At 37.7% G+C, this 20844-nt stretch carries 19 protein-coding genes; all 19 read right to left on the bottom strand.

The window, feature by feature from the left end; genetic code table 11:
- Positions 1 to 9: 9 nt before the first annotated feature.
- The gene (locus tag ACMCNP_RS00335) at positions 10 to 672 is read right to left on the bottom strand and encodes a YIP1 family protein (protein WP_419312253.1); all 663 of its coding nucleotides are present in this window, start codon (positions 670 to 672) and stop codon (positions 10 to 12) included.
- The gene (gene cimA / locus ACMCNP_RS00330; RefSeq protein ID WP_419312250.1) at positions 672 to 2303 is read right to left on the bottom strand and encodes a citramalate synthase; all 1632 of its coding nucleotides are present in this window, start codon (positions 2301 to 2303) and stop codon (positions 672 to 674) included. Before cimA ends, ACMCNP_RS00335 begins: the two co-directional genes overlap by 1 nt.
- Positions 2290 to 3537: an aspartate kinase gene (locus ACMCNP_RS00325; RefSeq protein ID WP_419312247.1), complete on the bottom strand. Its 1248-nt coding sequence runs from the start codon at positions 3535 to 3537 to the stop codon at positions 2290 to 2292. Before ACMCNP_RS00325 ends, cimA begins: the two co-directional genes overlap by 14 nt.
- 27 nt (positions 3538 to 3564) lie before the next feature.
- On the bottom strand, positions 3565 to 5007 hold the full coding sequence (lpdA, locus tag ACMCNP_RS00320; protein ID WP_419312245.1) for a dihydrolipoyl dehydrogenase: 1443 nt from the start codon (positions 5005 to 5007) through the stop codon (positions 3565 to 3567).
- Positions 5008 to 5028: 21 nt separating this feature from the next.
- Positions 5029 to 5484 (bottom strand): tRNA (adenosine(37)-N6)-threonylcarbamoyltransferase complex ATPase subunit type 1 TsaE, encoded by a 456-nt coding sequence (gene tsaE, locus ACMCNP_RS00315; RefSeq protein ID WP_419312242.1) that lies wholly within the window; start codon positions 5482 to 5484, stop codon positions 5029 to 5031.
- Positions 5485 to 5486: 2 nt separating this feature from the next.
- Positions 5487 to 5969 (bottom strand): CBS domain-containing protein, encoded by a 483-nt coding sequence (locus ACMCNP_RS00310; RefSeq protein WP_419312239.1) that lies wholly within the window; start codon positions 5967 to 5969, stop codon positions 5487 to 5489.
- Between the two features lie 37 nt (positions 5970 to 6006).
- The gene (locus tag ACMCNP_RS00305) at positions 6007 to 7635 is read right to left on the bottom strand and encodes an NAD(P)H-hydrate dehydratase (protein WP_419312236.1); all 1629 of its coding nucleotides are present in this window, start codon (positions 7633 to 7635) and stop codon (positions 6007 to 6009) included.
- On the bottom strand, positions 7632 to 8042 hold the full coding sequence (gene acpS / locus ACMCNP_RS00300; protein ID WP_419312234.1) for a holo-ACP synthase: 411 nt from the start codon (positions 8040 to 8042) through the stop codon (positions 7632 to 7634). The genes ACMCNP_RS00305 and acpS overlap by 4 nt, the downstream gene beginning before the upstream one ends.
- Before the next feature lies 1 nt (position 8043).
- Positions 8044 to 8772, bottom strand: coding sequence for a pyridoxine 5'-phosphate synthase (locus tag ACMCNP_RS00295; protein WP_419312231.1), 729 nt, complete (start codon positions 8770 to 8772; stop codon positions 8044 to 8046).
- Positions 8773 to 8804: 32 nt separating this feature from the next.
- On the bottom strand, positions 8805 to 10166 hold the full coding sequence (glmM, locus tag ACMCNP_RS00290; protein WP_419312229.1) for a phosphoglucosamine mutase: 1362 nt from the start codon (positions 10164 to 10166) through the stop codon (positions 8805 to 8807).
- A 36-nt stretch (positions 10167 to 10202) separates the two neighbouring features.
- Entirely contained in the window at positions 10203 to 10853 is a 651-nt protein-coding gene (locus tag ACMCNP_RS00285; protein WP_419312226.1) for a CdaR family protein, read from the bottom strand.
- 20 nt (positions 10854 to 10873) lie between these two features.
- Positions 10874 to 11710 carry a diadenylate cyclase CdaA gene (gene cdaA / locus ACMCNP_RS00280; RefSeq protein WP_419312224.1) on the bottom strand — a complete coding sequence of 279 codons (837 nt, stop codon included), beginning with the start codon at positions 11708 to 11710 and terminating at the stop codon, positions 10874 to 10876.
- A gap of 21 nt (positions 11711 to 11731) precedes the next feature.
- Positions 11732 to 12949, bottom strand: coding sequence for a dihydropteroate synthase (folP, locus tag ACMCNP_RS00275; protein WP_419312221.1), 1218 nt, complete (start codon positions 12947 to 12949; stop codon positions 11732 to 11734).
- Positions 12950 to 12951: 2 nt separating this feature from the next.
- On the bottom strand, positions 12952 to 14823 hold the full coding sequence (gene ftsH, locus ACMCNP_RS00270; protein ID WP_419312218.1) for an ATP-dependent zinc metalloprotease FtsH: 1872 nt from the start codon (positions 14821 to 14823) through the stop codon (positions 12952 to 12954).
- A gap of 104 nt (positions 14824 to 14927) precedes the next feature.
- On the bottom strand, positions 14928 to 16460 hold the full coding sequence (gene tilS / locus ACMCNP_RS00265) for a tRNA lysidine(34) synthetase TilS (RefSeq protein WP_419312215.1): 1533 nt from the start codon (positions 16458 to 16460) through the stop codon (positions 14928 to 14930).
- Positions 16461 to 17084, bottom strand: a complete 624-nt coding sequence (locus tag ACMCNP_RS00260) for a class I SAM-dependent methyltransferase (protein WP_419312213.1) — start codon at positions 17082 to 17084, stop codon at positions 16461 to 16463.
- A 66-nt stretch (positions 17085 to 17150) separates the two neighbouring features.
- Positions 17151 to 18221, bottom strand: a complete 1071-nt coding sequence (locus tag ACMCNP_RS00255; protein WP_419312210.1) for a radical SAM protein — start codon at positions 18219 to 18221, stop codon at positions 17151 to 17153.
- A gap of 29 nt (positions 18222 to 18250) precedes the next feature.
- Positions 18251 to 19819 carry a lipoyl protein ligase domain-containing protein gene (locus ACMCNP_RS00250; RefSeq protein WP_419312208.1) on the bottom strand — a complete coding sequence of 523 codons (1569 nt, stop codon included), beginning with the start codon at positions 19817 to 19819 and terminating at the stop codon, positions 18251 to 18253.
- Positions 19820 to 19840: 21 nt separating this feature from the next.
- Complete coding sequence (locus ACMCNP_RS00245; protein ID WP_419312206.1) at positions 19841 to 20842, bottom strand: radical SAM protein; 1002 nt, start codon at positions 20840 to 20842, stop codon at positions 19841 to 19843.
- Positions 20843 to 20844: the final 2 nt, after the last annotated feature.

Raw genomic sequence — 20844 nt, 5'->3', positions numbered from 1 at the left:
GCTAATCCTTTACGGCTGTCTTATTAGAATAATCTTTATTAAAAAGGTTATAAATATCATTAGAATAAGAATAAACGGAAGCAACAGTGTCATTATAGACTTCTGAGTGGAAAGTTCGTTGGTTTCCTTAACGCCTATTATTAATAATACCGCAAACCATGCCGCTGATATGTTATACCCAAAGATAGGAAGTATTGAGAAAACACCCACTCCGGAAGCATAGCCTATTATTCTAAAAGTGTTTTTTATTCCCTTATTTCCACCCATAAGCATTACGAATCCATGTATTATGACAGTCAGAATTGCCAGAAAAATAGTATATAAAATTCCAAACAAAAGTAATAAGAAGATGCTCCCCGCTATTAAGTATAAAACCATAGAACTTTTATCAGATAGAAATAGCGGAATTTTCGATAATATAGTGTAATTACTATATAAACTTATTTTAAAAAAGAATACCTCCCAAAATAAGGAAAATACTAAGCTTATATACGTAAATATTAAAGCATAGAAATAAGGACGTAAGATTCCGAATTCGCTGTCGCTCACCATGGCAGTATCGTCATAATCCAACTCTTTATAGAAAACCTCTGGGCTGAAAAGAGATTTTTTCCACGTTAAAAATAGTGCCTTAAAAAATCCTATTTCTTTTATATTATCAAAATCTGTCATTATTTATTACCCACCTTAACTCTTTCTTTGTCTAGTTTATATGTTATGCCGTCTACAAGAGCCATATAGGATGCCTCTATTATGTTTTCCGATACCCCGAGAGTCGTCCATTTATCTTCCTTGTCCGATGACTCTATTAATACCCTGACATAAGAAGCCGTACCTGATTTTGTCTTACTGCCCCTTATTACCCTCACTTTAAAATCAGTAAGCCTCATCTCGTTAAGCACTGGGTAAAATTTTACCAATGCTTTCCTTAAAGCATTATCCAAGGCGTTTACCGGACCGTCCCCTACTGCGACCACATGTTCGGCTTTGGACTTAACCTCTATCATAACAACGGCTTCGCTGAATATATTATTGTCGGTCGTCTTTTCGACATTTATCCTAAATGCAAGTAATTTAAAGTATTCTCCGCCAGTATTCTTGTTGTCGTTTGCCGAAGAATACCTGTTTAAAAAAATTTTAAAAGAGCCGTCAGCGCTTTCAAAATTAAACCCCATACCTTCAAGCTCTTTAATCTTATTCAAGAGATCCGTTTCTTGAGAGGTCGTAAGTTTACTCAAATCAAACCCTATCTCTTTCGCTTTGGCCTCTATATTACTTTTACCCGATAAATCAGAAATTAAAAATCGCCTATGATTACCGACTAATGTCGGTTCGATATGTTCGTATGACGACGGATTCTTTAAAACGGCATGAGCATGCATTCCTGCTTTATGGGCAAAAGCGCTTTCGCCGACGTAAGGCATATTCTTAACGGGAATATTATTGGCTATCTCGTCTATTAAACGGCTTATTTTGACAAGATTTTTAAGTTTCTCCTCTCCTATAGCCTTAAGCCCCATTTTTAACTCAAGATTAGGAATAACAATCGAGAGATTGGCATTGCCTGTTCTTTCTCCGTATCCGTTTATCGTTCCCTGGATATGACTTATGCCGCCCAAGGCGGCGGTAATAGTATTTGCGGTTGCGCAGTCGATGTCGTTATGACAGTGTATACCGAGTTTGGTTAAGTCTATGCCATAATATGTATTAAGCCTTTTTATTATTTCAGATATTTCATGCGGGAGCGATCCTCCGTTAGTATCGCACAAGATAACCTTATTAGCTCCGGCTTCTAAGGCAATATTTATGGATTTAACGGCGTAACCTTCATTATTTTTAAAACCGTCAAAAAAATGTTCCGCATCGAAAAATACCGTCTTGCCCCCGTATTTTAAAAAATCAATTGAATCCGCAATCATATCCAAATTTTCGTTTAAGGATATCTTTAAAATGCTTTTTACGTGCAAATCCCAAGATTTCCCGAAAATAGCCAAATACATGACACCGGTCTCGTTTAATGCCCTTAGTCCCGCGTCATCTTTTGCCGAACTATTTTTTCTTCTGGTACTTCCGAATGCGACCAATCTTGAATTTTTAAACTTCTTTTTCGATGCTAATTCAAAAAAATTCCTGTCTTTTGAATTGGAGGCGGGGAATCCTCCCTCTATAAAATGAATGCCGAGTTCGTCAAGAATTCCTGCTATCATCAACTTATCGTCGATAGATAATGAAAACCCCTCGCTCTGCGTTCCGTCCCTCAGGGTCGTATCGTATATCTCTATATAATCGTTATTTACATTCATCTCTTTTATTGTCGGTTTCTCCCAAGTTAAACACGTCGTGCAGTACCCTTGTGGCAAGTTCCGCATATTTAGCCTCTATGACACACGATATTTTAATTTCAGAAGTAGAAATCATCATTATATTAATACTTTCTTTGGCCAGTGATTCAAACATCATTGAAGCGGTTCCGTGATGATTGCGCATTCCGACTCCTATTACGGAAATCTTTGCAATTTTATCGTCGCTTATGACGTCTTTTGCATTAAGGTCTCTTGCGATATCGCTTGCTATCTCTATCGCTTTTTGCAAATCTTTTTTAGAAACCGTAAAGGTCAAATCGGTATGACCCTCTACAGATATATTTTGTATAATCATATCTACTACAATATTTATATCTGAAATTTTTGAAAAAATCTTTGCGGCGATACCGGGCTTATCGGGAATACCCCTTATAGAAATTTTTGCCTCGTCTTTGTCGCATGCAACGCTTGATACCTGCAACTCTTCCATGTCTTCCTCATCTCCTAAAAATTTTATTTGTGTTCCTTTACTCTCTAAAAAAGTGGATTTCACAAATAAATTTACTTTATATTTCATGGCAAATTCGACCGATCTTATCTGTAATACCTTTGCTCCGAGGCTCGACATCTCTATCATTTCATCGAAATATACGACATCTAAACGCTTGGCATCCGATACTATCGACGGGTCTGCCGTATAAACTCCATCTACATCCGTATATATATCGCATCTGTCCGCATTAATTGCCGCTGCCGCCGCAACCGCCGTCGTATCAGATCCGCCTCTCCCCAGCGTAGTAATAAACCCGCCGGAATTTATCCCTTGAAATCCGGCTATAATGACTATCTTGCCCTGCTTGATCATTCTATATATATTTTTGACGTCTATAGACGATATCCTTGCTTTTCCATAAAATTCATCCGTCGTTATTTTTACCTGATGACCCAACAACGGAATAGCGTCATAGCCTTCACTCTTTAACGCTAAAGAAAGAAGCCCTGAGCTTACTTGTTCCCCGCTGGAAATAATCAAGTCGGTTTCCATATCGTTCCGACAGCCTCCCATTTTAGAAGCAAGATCTAAAAGTTTACTGGTTTCTCCGCCCATAGCGCTTACGACTACGACTACATCGTTGCGGTTGAGTTTTTCTTTGATTACTTTAGCGGCGACGCGCCTTATTTTTTCTATGCTGCCCATAGAGGTGCCGCCGAATTTTTGAATAATAAGAGCCATAAATTAATAGAATATTCTCATTATAGATTATCGATGCTTTTTTGCCGCTCGGGAATTAAACTTATGAATCGCCTCTCCTATTGAATCTAATGCCGATTCGGGGACTATTTCCGAAAGAGTGGGGTGTGAATGAATCGTAGATTCTATGTCGAAAATAGTTCCGCCGTAGTGCATATGGGAGGCAATTTCTGCGATTAACTCAGGAATATCTGCCCCTACTCCAGTCGCTCCGATAATCTTTTTAGACTTTTCTTCAACCAAAACCTTTAAAAATCCCTCTTTTTCTTCCATAGCCAAAGCCATTCCGTTTGCGGCATACGAAAAACGCCCCGTATTATAATTTAAGGGGAGCCCGTCATCACCCTCTTTTAGCCCGACGGTTCCTATAGGCGGATTTGTATATATGGACCAGGGTAATACGTCGTAATTTTTTTCTCTATTTATTCCGGCGATGTTATCCGCCGCTATTATTCCGTCGAACGACGCCTTATGGGCAAGCATCGGTCCGTCTATTATGTCTCCGCATGCATAAGCCCCCTTAATGCTCGTCTCATTACGGCTGTCAACCTTTATTCTGCCTCTTTCGGTCATCTTTATGCCTGTGTCTTCAAGTCCCAGACCTGCGATATTTAATCTTCTTCCGATAGAAACAATTACCTTGTCGGCTTCGAATATTTCACCGCTTTTTAATGTAACCGCGGCCTTACCGTTTGCCGCCGCCGGCGCAATGCTGTCTACCTCCGCGCCGTTCGTTATATCTATATTACGTGATTTAAAAGCCTTGCGGGTAAATTTAGAAATCTCAGCATCTTCGGTAGAAAGTATAGAAGGCAAGAGTTCTATTATTTTAACGTTAGACCCGAATTCCGAAAAAATATTGGCAAACTCACATCCGATAACCCCTCCCCCTATAATGATTAAAGACTTCGGTATCTCTCTCAATGAAAGGGCTTCGTCTGACGTTATTATGCTTTTATGGTCTATATTAAAAGAGGATATCATAAGAGGGGACGAGCCGGTTGCGATTATTAGATTTTTTGCGGAAATCTGTGCTTCCTCTATATTTTTATCGGCAGAATATTCATTTAATGCTATGCCGAGTCTGAAACCGTTATCATCCGAACCGGCGACCCTGCCGAAGCCGTAAAAAATCTTAACCTTCCTTGCCTTTAAGAGTTTTTCGACGCCCCCCGTAAGTGTCAAGACGACCTCATCCTTATAGTCTATTATCTCTCCATAGTTAAAACTAAATTCATCCACGATAAAACCGTGCTCCGGCGCTTTAAGCCTGCTTAGATATTTTGCCTTTGAATATAATATTTTAGTCGGTATGCACCCCCTGTTAAGACATGTTCCGCCAAATCTGTCTTTTTCTATTATCGCAACGGATAAACCGTTGATAGCGGATTTCAATGCACTCACATACCCTGCCGGACCACCGCCCAAGACGCAAACATCGAAATTTTCCAACTCTTTCTCCCCGTATTGTTTTTATAATATTTTTTTTATTTCTATATATCTTTTCTCTTTTTTTCCGTCGTCGTCTTTTTGTATATCTACGACGTAATAGTTGCCGATAATATATTTTTTATAATCTATCTCTACTATATCCGTCCACTCGGCAATGGTAATATTTTTACCATCCAACGAATTAAAGAATCCGCAATTTTCTAAATCATAAATAGTTTTTAATCTGTAAAAATCGAAATGGTTTATCTTTATTCCGCAGTCATAAGCGTTCATTATCGTATAAGTCGGACTTGTGGCAAAAATATTACCGTTTTTACCACTATGACAAAGAAAACTTATGATCCCCGATGAAAACCTTGTTTTTCCGGCTCCCAAGACACCTTTTATCGAAACAAAATCATCTGCCTTTAATCTTTTCGCAAATTCTTTCGCTATAAATTCGGTTTTTTTAGGCGAATCGGATTCGAATTTTTGCAAATTTATTTTTCCTGTTTCTCTTTTTTTTTCTTTTTTGAAGACATGGCCTTGATTATATCGTATCTGGAGACAATGCCGATAACTTCCTTGTCGTCGTTTACGATAGGAATAGAGTAAAATTTCTTATCCGTCATAACGGTTGCAAGGTTATATATATCTTCGTTCTCTTTCGCGTAAAAAACGTCTTTATTCATTAAGTCTTTAATCTTAGTTGCCGTTATCCTATCCACGTCTTTTTTAAAATGCTTAGATGTTCCCAGATAGAATATACTGTCGAAAATAGTGAAAACGGTTGGTATATGAAGATTGGATTCTTGATACACAAGATCGGTTTCTGATACTATACCCGTAAGTTTTTTATTTTTGTCGACTACCGGAATCGCATTTATTTTATATTTTAAAAATATATCTGCCGCTTTTTTTATCTCGTCTTCTTCGTTTAAGACTATTACGTTTCCGGTCATTACGTCTTTTGCCTCTACCATATACTCTCTCTCCCTTTAATTCACCCGGCATTACCTATTATCGCAGTGTGGAATTTGGATGATTTTTATTATGTCTTACCTTCATTAAATTTATGGTTTTCGGAATATTTTCGGCTATCTTCACGGCTCCTGCCCCAAAATCACCATATTCTTCTTTAAGATTATTGGCAGAATAAACCATTAAAAAAGATGCCGCCTTCAATGCTTTATATATATTCATACCCTGACAAATAAAAGAACCTATAATGCCACTTAATACGTCGCCGCTTCCTCCGCTTGCAAGCAGTGTACAGTGTGCGCACTGTACAGAAACGTTTTCGCCGTTTTTATCGAATATAAACATACTTGACCCTTTAAGAACTAAATATACCCCGAACTCTTTGGCAAAATTCTTCCCGATATTCAACGGGTCTTTTTCTATTGTTCTTCTGTTAATACCCGTCAAACGCTCCATTTCTTTAAAATGCGGCGTTAAAACAATATCGTTTTTATCAGAAATTTCCTTTAATATTTTCATGTTCTCCGATAAAATATTTAAGGCATCGGCGTCTAAAATCATAGGAACCCTTATATCTCGAATAAGCCTGCTCAAAAATAGCTTCGTCCTTTCATTTAGACCTATTCCGGGTCCGATAACGACTGCCGTCTTACCTTGAAGCATATTCTCTGAAATATCCGCAGCACTTTCTTCTACAAAAAACCCTTTATTATCGTCAAAAACAGGATATGTCATTATTTCGGTCGTTTTTGTTTCCATAATATCGTTCAATTTAGCCGGAACAGCTACGGAAACGAGACCTGCCCCACTCTTAAATCCGGCATAGGAAGACATATATGCCGCGCCGGTTTTACCATAGCTCCCGGCTATCGAAAGTAAATGCCCGTAATCGAATTTTGTCCCGGTCTCCTTTCTTTCGGTAAAACACCCTATAGCCTCTTCCTCGTCAATTACTTCTATTCCAGAATAATAATTATCTAACAACTTTTTAGGCTGGTTTATATCGATTAGTGTTAATTTCTCACTCAGTAAAAGCTTCTCTGACTCGTTAACATAAAAACCGGCTTTTAACCCGCCTAATGTAAAAATCCTCTTTATATTACTTTTTATTCCGGAACCCATAAAATCTCCGGTATCGGCATTTAACCCGCTTGGAACGTCTATACATAATATTTCAAACCCAATTTCCCTACTCTTTGTATCGACTATTTCTATAACAGCTTTTAAAAAACCTGTTACTTCTCTGTTTATTCCCACTCCGAATATCGCATCGGATAAGATATCCGTTCCGTCTAAAATTTCCGATAAAATAGGCAGTTGTTTTATTTCGGAAATTTCTATCACGTCGGAGTTTAAATTAAGCAAAATATTCAAGTTTTCTTCGGCAGCCCCTTTGTATAAATTTTTGTTCGCAAGAATTACCGTCTTTACGCTAACCCCGGCATTAAAAAGATAGCGCGATAAAACAAAACCGTCACCGCCATTATTTCCTTTTCCGCATATTATGGTAATATCGGATTTTAAGAGATAATCTTTGCCGTATAATTTTAAAATCTCCCTATAACATCCACCCCCGGCATTTTCCATCAGTATATTCTTGGAATATCCGAAAATGGAATAACTCTCTTCGTCTATTTTTTTTAAATTTTCGGAAAAATATAATTTCATTTTTTATTAAGGCTTTGAATCACAACAACCGCACAGGCAAAATCATTTTCATGGGTTATGCTAACTTTTATCGAAAACAGAGTTTTTTTAAATTTTCGGCTTATCATATATGCTGTATCTTCATCTATATTTATCAAAGGTTGCCCGCTTTCTTCATTCGATGTGGTTATTTTATTCAGCGGCAGGGAAAAGATGCCCGCTCCTATGGACTTTAGAAACGCCTCCTTAACCGCAAAATAGCCCGCCGCTTTCTTCATGGCTTTTAGTTCGTTTCTGTATTTAATTTTTTCTATAACATTTCGTTCTTTTTCCGAGAAAACCCTGCTATAAAATCTTTCTCTATGCGAACACAGTGCCTTTTTTATTTTTCTTATAGAAACTAAGTCTATACCTATACCCTCTACCATTCTATACTTTTGCTAATTCTGCAGCCTTTATGATGCCGAGCATTTCTTTTACCGCGGACTCCAATCCGGTGAATATAGAACGGGATATTATGGAAAAGCCTATATTAAATTCATAAAAACCGTCTATCATGACGATGTCGTAAACATTTTTATAATTTAATCCATGTCCGGCATTAATTTTGAGTCCTATTTTTACGGCATGTCTTGCCGCCTCTTTTATCCTTTTTAATTCTATTGCTTTATCCTTAATCCCGGTTTTACCGGCATAACTGCCTGTGTGTATTTCTATAAAGTCGAATTCGGCTTCTGCAGCGGCCTCTATCTGTTTTAAATCAGGTTCTATAAAAGCTGATGTTGTACAGCCGATAGATTTAAATTCTGAATTTATATCCCTAAATCGGCCTACGTTTGATATTGCGTCCAATCCGCCCTCCGTTGTAAGCTCTTTCCTTCTTTCCGGTACTATAGTTACGCTTCGAGGCATGATATCCATAGCGATTTTTACTATCCCCTCGTCGGCGGACATTTCAAGATTTAATTTTTTCGTTAAATCGGATATAATCCTAACATCCTCGTCTTTTATGTGTCTTCTATCCTCTCTCAAATGGCAGGTTACGTTAGACGCTCCGGCCTCTAAAACGACGAAAGCCGCATGAACCGGAGACGGAAATATTTCACCCCTCGCATTCCTTAAGGTTGCAACATGATCTATATTTACGCCTAATTCCATAAACCGTTTCTCCGAATTTCTTAATATTATTGCTAAATGCCGTTATTATCAAAGTATCTTTCTATCTCTTCTTCAATTTCGTTACCTATTCTGTTAATTTCCTCATCATTTTTTCCCTCCACAAGAACCCTCAAATAATTCTGCGTTCCCGAATACCTTACAAAAATCCTGCCCCTATTCTTTAACACTTCGTTAAAATGATCTATTTTTTTTGAAACTTTTGTCATCTCGTCGATGTTTTTCCTATAAGGTACCTCTACATTGAAAAGAGCTTGAGGATACGGTTCGATAATCTTTCTCAGTTCCGAAAGCGGCTTATCCGTTTTTACCATAATCGTAAGAAGTTTTAAGGCCGATATTATACCATCTCCGGTATTAGTATTATCTAAAAATATAATATGCCCGGATTGTTCGCCGCCGAGGTTATAATCGTTTTTAATCATTTCTTCCATAATGTATCTATCGCCGACCTTGGTATAAATCGTTTTTATCTCATACTTTTTAAATAAGAGTTCAAGGGCGATGTTCGACATAGGAGTAGTAACTACGCCATTATTTTTTAGCTCTCCGGTTGATTTCATGTTTATAGCGCATATAGCGAGAAACTCATCTCCTTGGAGTATCTTTCCGTTTTCATCGCTAAAAATTACTCGGTCTCCGTCGCCGTCAAAGGCTAAACCGACGTCTGCCCCGTTTTTCTTTACCAATGAGCTCAAATTATCGGGATGCGTGGAACCGCAGTTGTCGTTAATATTTATTCCGTCGGGGCTTGCATTCTCTAAGATGATATCCGCTCCGAGTTCCGAAAAAACCTCCGGAGCTACTTTATAGTTGGCGCCGTTAGCACAGTCTACTACAATTTTTAAACCATTCAGGGTTAGATTTTTAGGAAAAGATAGCTTAGTAAAAATTACATATCTGCCTGCCGCATCGTCTATCCTGTGAGCCTTGCCTATATTACCCCCCGTTGGTCCCGCATTGTCAAATTTATAATTGACAAATAGATCCTCTATTTTTTTACATACTTCATCGTATAATTTAAATCCATCGCCGTTAAAAAACTTTATTCCGTTATCGTAAAAAGGATTATGCGAAGCAGATATTACGACGCCGGCATCGGCTCTCATACTGGATGTTATAAAAGCAACCCCGGGCGTCGGCATTGGTCCGACCAAATAAACATCAGAACCCATAGCGCATATCCCGGATGAAAGTGCCGTTTCAAGCATATAACCGGAAATTCTCGTATCCTTACCTATTACTATTTTCGGTCTTTTTCCTCTCGATTTTAAAACTTGCACCAAGGCCATGCCCATCTTTAAGGCCACTTCCGAAGTCAAAGGGTATCTGTTTGCCTGTCCCCTTATACCGTCCGTTCCGAATAATTTTTTCATATTTAGCCTATCTCCTTTTCTCAAAGCATATCGATTCTACTTTGAAATGGTAACATTCACACTGACCTTTTTATTATACATAATTTTTACTAATTTTGTAGGTTTTCTTAGGGAAACCGTTAATGATTTACTTTTATAGACGTTTCTTAGATCTATCTTCATAGTCTTAACGACCGACATATGTCCAACGATATCTTTCGGTCCCCTGACCGGAATATATTGCGGAAAAACACTTATATTTTTTAAATAATGACCCGCAGGCGGTCTTCCGACGGTTACCGGCAGAATTTTTATATACTTCGTTATAACCCTGCTAATTATTACCGGAATAATACTCGGACGGATGCTTATAACCTTTATACCGGCTGGAAGGTTCAAATAAGACCTGCTTAAGATTATCGTGTTTTTTCTGGTAAGAAGATAATTTTCGTTTATCGTAAAAAAGATTTTTTTATTGAGCCTCATTAGCGCTATCCTTGAACCGCGCAGCTTTACATGAATTTCTCTGGGAAGTTCATTGCTTACGGCGTAACCGCTCGGAAGAGATTTAATTATGAGCCCCGCCGTATAAACAATATCCTGTTTGGTTCCGCCTACGACATATCCCCATACGATAATCGCAAAAATTAGAGAAAATAGTTTTAGCCAGAAATTCTTTTTTATTAAATTTTCTATATTTCTATTCATATACAGTACCGTTAATATTTTTAATCCTGTTTCTTTTGGGATTCTTCGGATTTTCCAAATAAAAGCTCGTAAATCGTTTTTATTAAGGGCTGTTCTTGTTCGTAATGATAACTTAAATTTTTCAAAAGCTGATTTCTTAAGTCTTCCAGGCTTTCTATTTTCAGTATTTTTTTAGGGCGTATTATTTTAACCATGCCTGTTTCTTCGGAAACAACAATGGAGAACGCATCGGTAAGTTCGGAAAGACCGATCGCCGCCCTGTGCCTTGTACCTAATCTTTTGCTTATATTATCTTCCGTAGAAAGAGGCAGATAACAGGAAGCCGCAGCTATTCTGCCCTTCCGAATGATAACGGCACCGTCGTGAAGCGGAGACGGCTGAGTAAATATACTTACGAGAAGTTCTTTGGAGATAATAGAATCAAGCTTTATACCTATTTTTAAATAGTCGCCTAAAAACATATCTCTTTCGAAAACTATAATTGCGCCTATTCTCTTCGATACTAATTCGAAAACCGCCTTTGACGTTTCTTCGACTAAACTTACCCTCTCCAATTTATTCTGAGCAACTGAGAAAGGATTTTTTCCGACACCTATAAGCGCCTTTCTTATTTCATTTCTGAAGAGTACTATTATTACTACTATTATAGAACTTAGAAAATTGCCGAAAATATACTCTGTTGCATAGAGCTTAAAAATAACGGAAAATAAAAATATGGCAAAAACTATTATAAGTCCGACAAGAACCTGAAACGACCCGGTTCCTTTTATGAGCGTTATTGTCCTGTAGATTATAAATGCTACGATTATTATATCTAAAACATCCTGCCATCCGAAGTTTTGTAAGAGAGAAAACATCTTGCTTTATACCATACTTCGTTACATTATTTTATTTAACGAGGCAAACGCCGATGCGGTTTGTCTTACGTCGTGAACCCTGACTATATCTATGCCTTTTAGTTTTAAATATGAAAAGATCGCGATATTGCCGCTTAAAATGTTGTCTCGGTTTTTTCCGGTAATACGGTTGATAAAAGATTTCCTTGAAACGCCCGCCATAACGGGTAATCCTAAAGATTTAAAGGAGATAATACCGGATAGTAAGTCATAATTGTCGTTCATGGATTTAGCAAAGCCGAAACCGGGATCGATTATAACATTATTATCCGCATCATAACCGCCGGCCTTAAGATAATCTATCTTATTTTCAAAATATGAAAGTACTTCATAAAACATATCATCGTAAGGTACTAAATCTTTTTGCATATTTTCAGGAGATTTTTCCCTCGAATGCATCATAATGTATGGCACGTCAGCGGATATTACAATTTTTGCCATAGCTTCGGCATTGTAAGAAAGCCCGGATACGTCGTTTATCATATGGGCTCCAGCCTTTATAGCCTCTTTTGCTACCGCGGGTTTCCTCGTATCTATAGAAATAGGAATGTCGAGTGTTTTAGATAAGTTTTCAATTACGGGACATACTCTGTCAATCTCTATCTGCTCATCTATTTCTGATGCCGAAGGCCTTGTGGATTCTCCACCTATATCTATGATGTCGGCGCCATCCTTTTCTATCTCTATGCCTCTTTTTACCGCGGAATCATAACTTAGATATTTACCTCCATCGGAGAAAGAATCCGGCGTTATATTGAGAACGCCCATAATATAAGTTTTACCGTTAAAAGATATATCACCCTTAGCGGTTCTCATTGTTCTATTATTTACTTTTTCGTGAGACCCATCGCATACTTTTAATATATTTTCAAGCTCGACCGATAATTCTTTCAAGCCGAATCCCTGAGACTTTATCTTTTTTATGACAATTCTTAGCTGAACCGGCGTTCCAAATAAAATAGAGTCGGAACCGTCAATTTTTCCGGTGATGACATCCCTATGATTGGCAAGCTCCGCACCTATGCTCAACGCTTCCTGCTTAAGTATGTTGAGGGTAGTCGGGCTTATGTTTTTCAATTTAATAACAGCATACTTAAGCTTTTCTCCCATGATAATTTTTCCGATATTAGACACACCTACGCCATATAACGCCTTCAAGGCAGCGCGGCTGTCGAAAATATCTATGAGATATGCTTGCATAGTTAATCTTTAATATTCGACCCTTTGTCAGAATTATCATCAGAACTTTCTTCTCGCAGGCTTTCGTTCGATTTATAATCGGGTTTGTGAGCAATGATAATTGTGTCTATTTCTTGTCCGTTCAAGGATTCTTTCTCTATCAGTTTTAATGATAGATCGTTTAATATATCTATATTTTCCGTTAAAATCTTCCTTGCCGTTTCATGGCTTTTAGCTATAATTTCTCTCACCTCTTCGTCTATAGAAACCGCGGTAGATTCAGAATAGTCTTTATGTTGAGCAAATTCCCTGCCGAGAAATATTTGTTCCTCTTTTTTTCCGAAAGCGACAGGACCCAACTTTTTACTCATGCCCCATTCACATATCATTTTTCTGGCAATATCAGTAGCCCTTTCTATATCGTTGGATGCCCCGGTAGTCATCTGATGAAACGTAATTTCCTCCGCAGTCCTGCCGCCGAGTAAAATTATTATTTCGCTAAGCAAATACTCCTCGTCATAATTGTGTTTTTCATCTATCGGAAGCTGCTGCGTAAGCCCCATAGCCATTCCTCTTGGAATTATGGTAACCTTATGTATAGGATCGGATCCGGGGATCATTTTGGCTACAAGCGTATGCCCCGACTCATGATAGGCGGTTATTTTTTTCTCCTTTTCGTTTATCACCATACTTCTCCTTTCCGTCCCCATCATAATCTTATCTTTCGCCTCTTCAAGATCGTTCATCATAACGACGGATTTGTTTTTTCTTGCCGCTAAAAGAGCTGCTTCGTTCACCATATTTGCAAGATCGGCTCCAGAAAATCCCGGCGTTCCTCTGGCGATAACTTTTAAATCAACGTTCTCATCCTTGGGAACGTTTTTAATATGAACCTTTAATATTTCTTCTCTTCCCTTAATATCCGGTTTGGGAACGAGAACCTGCCTGTCAAATCTGCCGGGTCTCAAAAGGGCAGGATCTAAAACGTCGGGTCTGTTTGTCGCTGCAATTAAAATTACGCCTTCATTAGGCTCAAAACCGTCCATTTCTACAAGAAGCTGGTTCAACGTCTGCTCTCTTTCATCGTGTCCGCCTCCCAGACCGGCACCCCTGTGTCTTCCTACGGCATCTATTTCGTCTATAAATATTATACACGGAGCACTCTTTTTCCCCTGCGCAAAAAGGTCTCTAACCCTAGAAGCGCCAACGCCGACAAACATCTCTACGAAATCGGAGCCACTTATGCTGAAAAAAGGAACCCCTGCCTCCCCCGCTATGGCTCTTGCAAGAAGCGTTTTACCCGTCCCCGGAGCTCCTATCAATAGAACGCCGTGAGGTATTCTGCCGCCTAACTTCGTAAATTTTTTAGGGTCCTTCAAAAAATCTACTATTTCTTCAAGTTCTTGTTTAGATTCTTCTATCCCGGCTACGTCCTTAAAGGTTATTTTATTTGTTCCGTTGCTTAAAAGCTTGGCCTTAGATTTTCCGAAAGACATGGCTTTGCCGGCACCTCCTTGCATTTGTCTCCAGAAAAAATACCAGAATGCAAAAAGTATTACTATCATCGGGAGCCAATCGATCAAGAAACTAAAATACCATGGAGAACCAGGTTTAGGCTTTGCGTCTATCGCTACGTGATGTTTTTCAAGAAGCGGAATGAGTCCGGAATAAGTCGGCGCATAAGTTCTAAACTTTTTTCCGTTCTTAAGAATACCCTTTATATTGTGTGATTCTACAGTAACACTTTTAACGCTGCCAGCCTTTATCTTTTTTAAAAGAGAAGAAAAAATGATCTTTTGAGTTTTAGGCGGATGATGATTAAGCATCGTAAAAACAAAAATCATCAAAAAGATTATAAAAATCCATAGCAGCATGTTTTTAAGTCTTGCGTTCAAATTATATTGACCCCCTTATATTTTAGATATTGATTGATAAAATTTAGATATTATTAAATATGGCATATTTATATATTTTTTTCAATAATTATTTACAAATTCCGTTATTTTATACCCATTACTCCGACGACATTGGTAAATTCCGTTATCTTTATGTTATTGCTTAATGTATTAAGGCTTACCCATGCTATTTCGTCTCCGAAAATTACGAGGGGAATAATCTTTCTTATTCTTAAAGGCACTTTTTTGTCGATAAAATACTCTTTAATCTTTTTATGCCCCGCTATTATACCTAAAGGAACGAACCTATCCCCCTCCTTAAAGGGTCTTATTGTAACCGGAAAGACTATTTTGTCGTAATCGAAATATACGACGTCCGGCGACGCAAAATCAAACCTTTTTCTTAAAATATTTAATTTCACCCTTTTTCCAGTTTTACCGTCTAATTCTTTTATATAAAAGGTTTTTCCGATTTCGTCTATTTTTATTGTTCCGGGTGTTTTACCGTCTATCAAATAATTATAATTACAATTTGTCATAGAGGCGTCTTTACTCAATTTCAATTCGAAATTAAACGATTTAAACGTCAAATTTCTACAGGATAAAGGCATATATTCTATGGCAACTTTATTGTATTCTTTTCTAACGCATATAAAAGAATTGATAAAGAAATACGTATTCGGCTTTTTACTTTTTATAAGTTTAAGAAAAACTTTAAAATTTGCATAGGAAACTATTATTTTCTTTGAGAAAATATATAAATTACTCTCGCAATATTTTTCATCTGTACTTAAAACGGCCGCCCTTAAGAACCTATATAAAACAGGCTCATCCACTCCGATAAGGGCATTTGCATCAAAAATAATCCTTTTTTGGAAGGTATCCGGCGTTGCAATCTCTTTAAATAACTTGAATGCCGTCTTTTCTATAAAATCGTCGTCTTTTCTTAATATCTCGGAAGTATTACGAATAGTTTTTAAAAAAGAAACATTACGTTCCTTTAATAAAGGAATAATTTCAAGCCTAACAAAATTTCTCAAAATTCTTTTATCGTAATTTGTGTAATCTTCTCTGAATTTTATTGAATTCTTTTCGGCAAAGTCTAATATTTCCCGTTTTGTATGATTTATAAAGGGTCTTATTACGATACCGGATATTACCGCAATACCTGCCATCGCCCCGCTCCCGCTCCCGGTAATCAACCTTATAATAAAATTTTCAGCAAAATCGTCAAGATGATGCGCTACGGCAAGCTTTTTCGCTCCAAAATCAACTGCCGATTCCATTAAAAACCGATACCTTAAAATTCTTGCCGCCTCTTCTGTGTTTAATCTGTTGTTCTTTGCGTAAGACTTTACGTTTTCGCCGCCGCTATAGAACGGTATAGATAATTGTTTGCACAAGCCTGCGACGAACGCTATATCTTTATCGGACGATGTCCTAATTTTATGATCAAATGAAGCACACGCAATATCTATGCCTAAATAATGTCTTAATTCGTAAAGAGATAATAATAAAACGGTGGAATCTACGCCGCCGCTAACCGCAATCATAACCCTGTCGCCCCAAACCAAAAGGTTGGAATCCATTATGGTCTTGACTAATTTTTTAAGAAAAAACGGGTTTAATATATTCACTTATTTTTTAGAAATTAAAGTGAAAAATGAGGGATATAAGGGTAAAATATTTATATCGTTAAAACCGGATTCTTGCAATATGTTTACGGCTTCTTCGGTGGACACCCTTTCTTGTAAAGGCGGTCCCATTATCGGATGCACATCCTCTCTTTTCCAATCTAAAAGAAAAAATGTCCCTTCATTCTTCAGCACCCTTTTTATTTCCTGAAGATAAACGTGTTTGTCTTCAATCTCGTGAAAAACGGCTGTCATTAAAAGGATATTAACTGAATTATCCCCTAAAGAGAGAAAAAGTTCCTCGCATTTAATACATTTCACATTAGAAATATCTTCATCTTTAATCTCTTTTCTAAGTTTTTTGTTAAACATGCCTATCATTTTATCGCTTATATCTAAAGCAAAAAAAAGTACGTTTTTATCGTTTATTTTTTTTAATCTCTTTATCAGTGGAATAGAAAAAAAACCGCTTCCGCATCCCACATCGGCGATGGTAATGGTATCTTTTGTTTTTAGATAATCTGTCGCTGTTTCTTCTATTGCTTCAATAAGAAACCCTGGAGGCGTAAGTTTACGTCTCTCTTCCGAATCTAATTTTTTATGATCTGCAGGATCGAATCTATGCATATATTTATATTACCCCCGTCGTATTTGTGAATAAAATTTCCTATCAATTTTTAATTTTTCTCCATCTCAATCATAATCTAACAGTTCTCTTCTTATTCTCGCCACATCGTTCATGTTTAGCGCAAACGGAAAACTCCTTATATTCTTAGGTGAAGAATCGCCGAATGGTCTGTTGCATGCCGAAATTTCGGTTTTTCCGGGACAGCCGGTAGTCTGAAAAGCTGCGCCCCTTTCTATTATTTCGGCAACGGTTTTAAAAGGCATGCCGAAATCTATAATCCTCTCTTTATCGTCGAAAATCATATCCTCGACCCTGCCCATATCATAATCTATTATATGTCTTGCCGTCTGAACGCGTCTATATTTACCCGCCGGGCATTGAGGATGATTCTCCAATCTCGACCCCTTTTCCTGATAAAAAGAAAAGAGATGCGACCTTGCCCCGATATCTCTAACCGCCTGTATTCTGCGTACCATTTCCTCTTCCGTTTCTCCTAAGCCGACAACTAAATGGCAACCAACCCTGTTTTTTCCGAAAACCGAAACGGAATATTCTAATATATCGTTATACTTTTTCCATCTATGAGGTCCGTTAACGCCCTTCCCCCTATATTTGTCGAACAATTCCGGCGTTGCGGCATCTAAGGCTACCGTTACCATATCCGCGCCGCACTCTTTAAAGCTATCTATATCTTGATGCTTTAAAACGGTAGGGGCCATTAGTATAGAAACCGGACAGTGCAGTTCGCCGACGAACCTTTTTAAAATCGTAAAGGTATCTTCCTTTGCTTTTTCATGAGTTATCATGGATATGCAAATTCTATCCGCTATATCCTTTTTTTTGAGCGTCGATTCTATTATGTTGTCCGTTTTGAACACCGGCCAGTCTACTCTTATAAAACTTTTATCGTTGTAATCTCCTTCTCTCGTTTTTTGAAGACCGCAATAAGCGCAATTTGCCTTACATCCCTCGTCGTATGTAAGAAGCACGTTTATACAATGAAGACAGGCATTGCGATAAAAAATACCGGGGACGAAGTCCATCGTCATTGCGGCGGCCAGGCTTACCTTTAGATAATCGGGGGAACTCTCCTCGTATACGTCATTTTCTATCTCTACTGCTATATTTTTACTCATAATTTTATAATTCCTCCGGTAAATTATTCTTACGAATCGGCTATATGATAATCATGCATTTGTCCAAACATCTTAAATAATACCCCTGCCCCAAGAGAGGTCTCTCCGTTAAAAATACCTTCGTAAGCACCTTCTTCTTTATGTAATAAATAGCATAACGGAGACGATATATCTATTAAGAGCGCTTTTATGCCGCTTTTTCTGAATGCATCATTCCTTTTTATGTAAAACTCTTTACAGCAAAACCCTATATAGGATTTAATTTTTTCGGCTTTAAGCCTGTTCAATGTTTCTACAAGATTTTCATAATTTATTATCGTTTTCGGTTTGATGTTATACCGTTCTGCAAATTTATATGCCGTACCGGTCTCGCAATCACCACACGATATACATTTATCCTCGTTTCTATATTCACATTTTGCTTTTTTAGCGCAATACGGTAATAGAAGAAATTCGGCGGATGAAACGTCTTCGGGTCTCATTCCGTTTATAAAGATAAATCTCGACAGGTCTTCCTCTGTAATACCGGTATTTTTGGAAAAATTAACCTTGTTTATTATCTGAACGGCTATGTTTAAGAAATCTTTTTTGCCGATATTTTGAAACTTAGGGTCAAATTTTTTGAAGTAATCATCTATTTTAAAAATCAATTCATCTAACGTCGTATCCTTCAAATAGCTTTCCAAATCCGCAATAGTCCTCGTTGGAGAAACAAAATAATCACCGGTAAAATAAATTTGCTTTAAAAGGTTTCTCTTTTGATCGACTCTCGTGTAAGTCTTAAATAATCCGCCATCGCATTTATATATTTCGGAAATCATTTTCGTTTCCACAGGATCAAATTCATTTAAATAAACCCAATCCTCAGCCGCAAAATCGGCTCTATTTTCTTTTAAAAAATCTTCTTCTTTTGTTGACAGTCCGGATTTATAAAAATCGATGCCGAAATATTCCTCGAATCCGGAAAGAATGCTTGATTTTATATATTCCAACTCGGGTATGTAGCCGATAACGTTCTTAACGGAAGTTACTCTTGAAAGAATAGAATCGAAATTTTTGGACGTCAATTTTTCAACCGGAATTCTTAACGATTTAATCATATATTCGGGATTAAAATCTAAGAGCAACGTTCCTTGAAAAAAATAAATCGAAGACTCATAAGTACCTCCGGTACCGGAAATTTTGCGCCCATCGACCTCTATATCATTTCTAGGCCTAAATTTAGCATTAATACCAAGTTTATTAATTCCCTTTACGAAAGCACCGCAAATATTCTCGGTAAGTTTTTCAAGGCTGTTTATATTCAGTCCAATACTTTTAGAAGAAAATACAATCTCCCATCCAAGTTGCATCTCGTCGCAATAAAGCGCCCCGCCCCCGGTTATCCTCCTTCCTATTCCTATACCATTATCTTTGCAGTAATCCTGTCTTATCTCGCTAAACACGGATTGATGATATCCTACCAAGGCACACGGTTTAAATCTTAAAAAACGGAAAGTATCCTCTATCAACCCCTCTTTTCTAAGTTCGACAAGAGATCTATCCATGCATATATTAAATGAAAAATCTTGTAAACCCGTATCGATTACCCTAAACATCTTCTATTGTCCATAATCCGATTAACCTCCAAGCGTTATGGCAGGCAAGGCAGTTTCTGAAAAAATTAGGGAACAGCAAACTTCGGAAAATTTTGGTTTTAACCCCAATTTGATACTGAAGGGTATAATTCCTTCCGAAGGATATGCTATACCGTTCAATCCGGACTTTACCGCCAATTCTTCTATCTTAAATTTGTCTAATCCGTAAGGTCTTTCGCAACCTAAGAGAACCGGGGTATCCGTAAATTTTTTTCTGGCATATAAAAACACGTCGCCTATTTCTGAGGGAGCGGGTGGAGCGATATTTTCCATCTTAGTATTATGCATCGGCATAAAGCCTACCAGCACCAAAGAGGAAATATTATATCTGGAAATAATATCCACGGCATTATATTCTCCGGCTATATGTCCATGTTTTAACCCTATTACAACGTGAGGAGAGCACGGTATCCCCCTTTCCGATAAAAACTTCAGGGAATTCTCGTAATCCTTAACCGTAGCATTGAGATGATATATTTTTCGAATAGTATCTTCATCGCCTATAATGTCAAGCATTGCCGAATCCACGCCGGAGTCATAAAGACCGTCTGCTATTGCCTCGGTAATAAGCCCGCAATGAACTATAACCTTAAGACCAAAATCGGCTTTTATTTTTCTTATTACGCCTATATAGGGAAGAATATCTACTATGCCTGAGCTGTCTGAGCCGCCGCTCAGCAAAAATCCCGTACCGCCGGATTCTTGTATCGTCTTGGCCTTATCATAAAGTTCGTCCTGCGTGAGCACGGAAGTCATAGATTTTAGTATTTCCGCGTTGCAGTGTTCGCATTTTAAAGAGCACGAACTACCCGTTATGGAAAAAGGAGGAAAAGAATCGGTTTTACTGTTTTTAAAATCCTCCGTTTCATAAGATTTTATGCTTGGGGCATAAAAATGTATTGCGGAATCGAAGCGTTCTTTTCTTATATTAAAGCCTTCCAAATACTCTTTACTTATATCCTCGTTGTATTCATAAAAACCCATAG

Origin of the sequence: Candidatus Acidulodesulfobacterium sp. H_13 (genome assembly GCF_048541835.1) — a bacterium.
Lineage (GTDB): Bacteria > SZUA-79 > SZUA-79 > Acidulodesulfobacterales > Acidulodesulfobacteraceae > QIJE01.
The sequence above is the reverse complement of the archived record's forward strand: the minus strand, read 5'-3'. Positions and strand labels throughout refer to the sequence as shown.

Excerpts from the sequence above, each read along its gene's own strand:
- ACMCNP_RS00335 (WP_419312253.1), bottom strand. The coding sequence starts at position 672 with ATGACAGATTTTGATAATATAAAAGAAATAGGATTTTTTAAGGCACTA.
- cimA (WP_419312250.1), bottom strand. The coding sequence starts at position 2,303 with ATGAATGTAAATAACGATTATATAGAGATATACGATACGACCCTGAGG.
- ACMCNP_RS00325 (WP_419312247.1), bottom strand. The coding sequence starts at position 3,537 with ATGGCTCTTATTATTCAAAAATTCGGCGGCACCTCTATGGGCAGCATA.
- ACMCNP_RS00310 (WP_419312239.1), bottom strand. The coding sequence starts at position 5,969 with ATGGTAGAGGCAAAAGACGTAATGACCGGAAACGTAATAGTCTTAAAC.
- ACMCNP_RS00305 (WP_419312236.1), bottom strand. The coding sequence starts at position 7,635 with ATGAAATTATATTTTTCCGAAAATTTAAAAAAAATAGACGAAGAGAGT.
- acpS (WP_419312234.1), bottom strand. The coding sequence starts at position 8,042 with ATGGTAGAGGGTATAGGTATAGACTTAGTTTCTATAAGAAAAATAAAA.
- ACMCNP_RS00295 (WP_419312231.1), bottom strand. The coding sequence starts at position 8,772 with ATGGAATTAGGCGTAAATATAGATCATGTTGCAACCTTAAGGAATGCG.
- glmM (WP_419312229.1), bottom strand. The coding sequence starts at position 10,166 with ATGAAAAAATTATTCGGAACGGACGGTATAAGGGGACAGGCAAACAGA.
- ACMCNP_RS00285 (WP_419312226.1), bottom strand. The coding sequence starts at position 10,853 with ATGAATAGAAATATAGAAAATTTAATAAAAAAGAATTTCTGGCTAAAA.
- cdaA (WP_419312224.1), bottom strand. The coding sequence starts at position 11,710 with ATGTTTTCTCTCTTACAAAACTTCGGATGGCAGGATGTTTTAGATATA.
- folP (WP_419312221.1), bottom strand. The coding sequence starts at position 12,949 with ATGCAAGCATATCTCATAGATATTTTCGACAGCCGCGCTGCCTTGAAG.
- ACMCNP_RS00260 (WP_419312213.1), bottom strand. The coding sequence starts at position 17,084 with ATGCATAGATTCGATCCTGCAGATCATAAAAAATTAGATTCGGAAGAG.
- ACMCNP_RS00255 (WP_419312210.1), bottom strand. The coding sequence starts at position 18,221 with ATGAGTAAAAATATAGCAGTAGAGATAGAAAATGACGTATACGAGGAG.
- ACMCNP_RS00250 (WP_419312208.1), bottom strand. The coding sequence starts at position 19,819 with ATGTTTAGGGTAATCGATACGGGTTTACAAGATTTTTCATTTAATATA.
- ACMCNP_RS00245 (WP_419312206.1), bottom strand. The coding sequence starts at position 20,842 with ATGGGTTTTTATGAATACAACGAGGATATAAGTAAAGAGTATTTGGAA.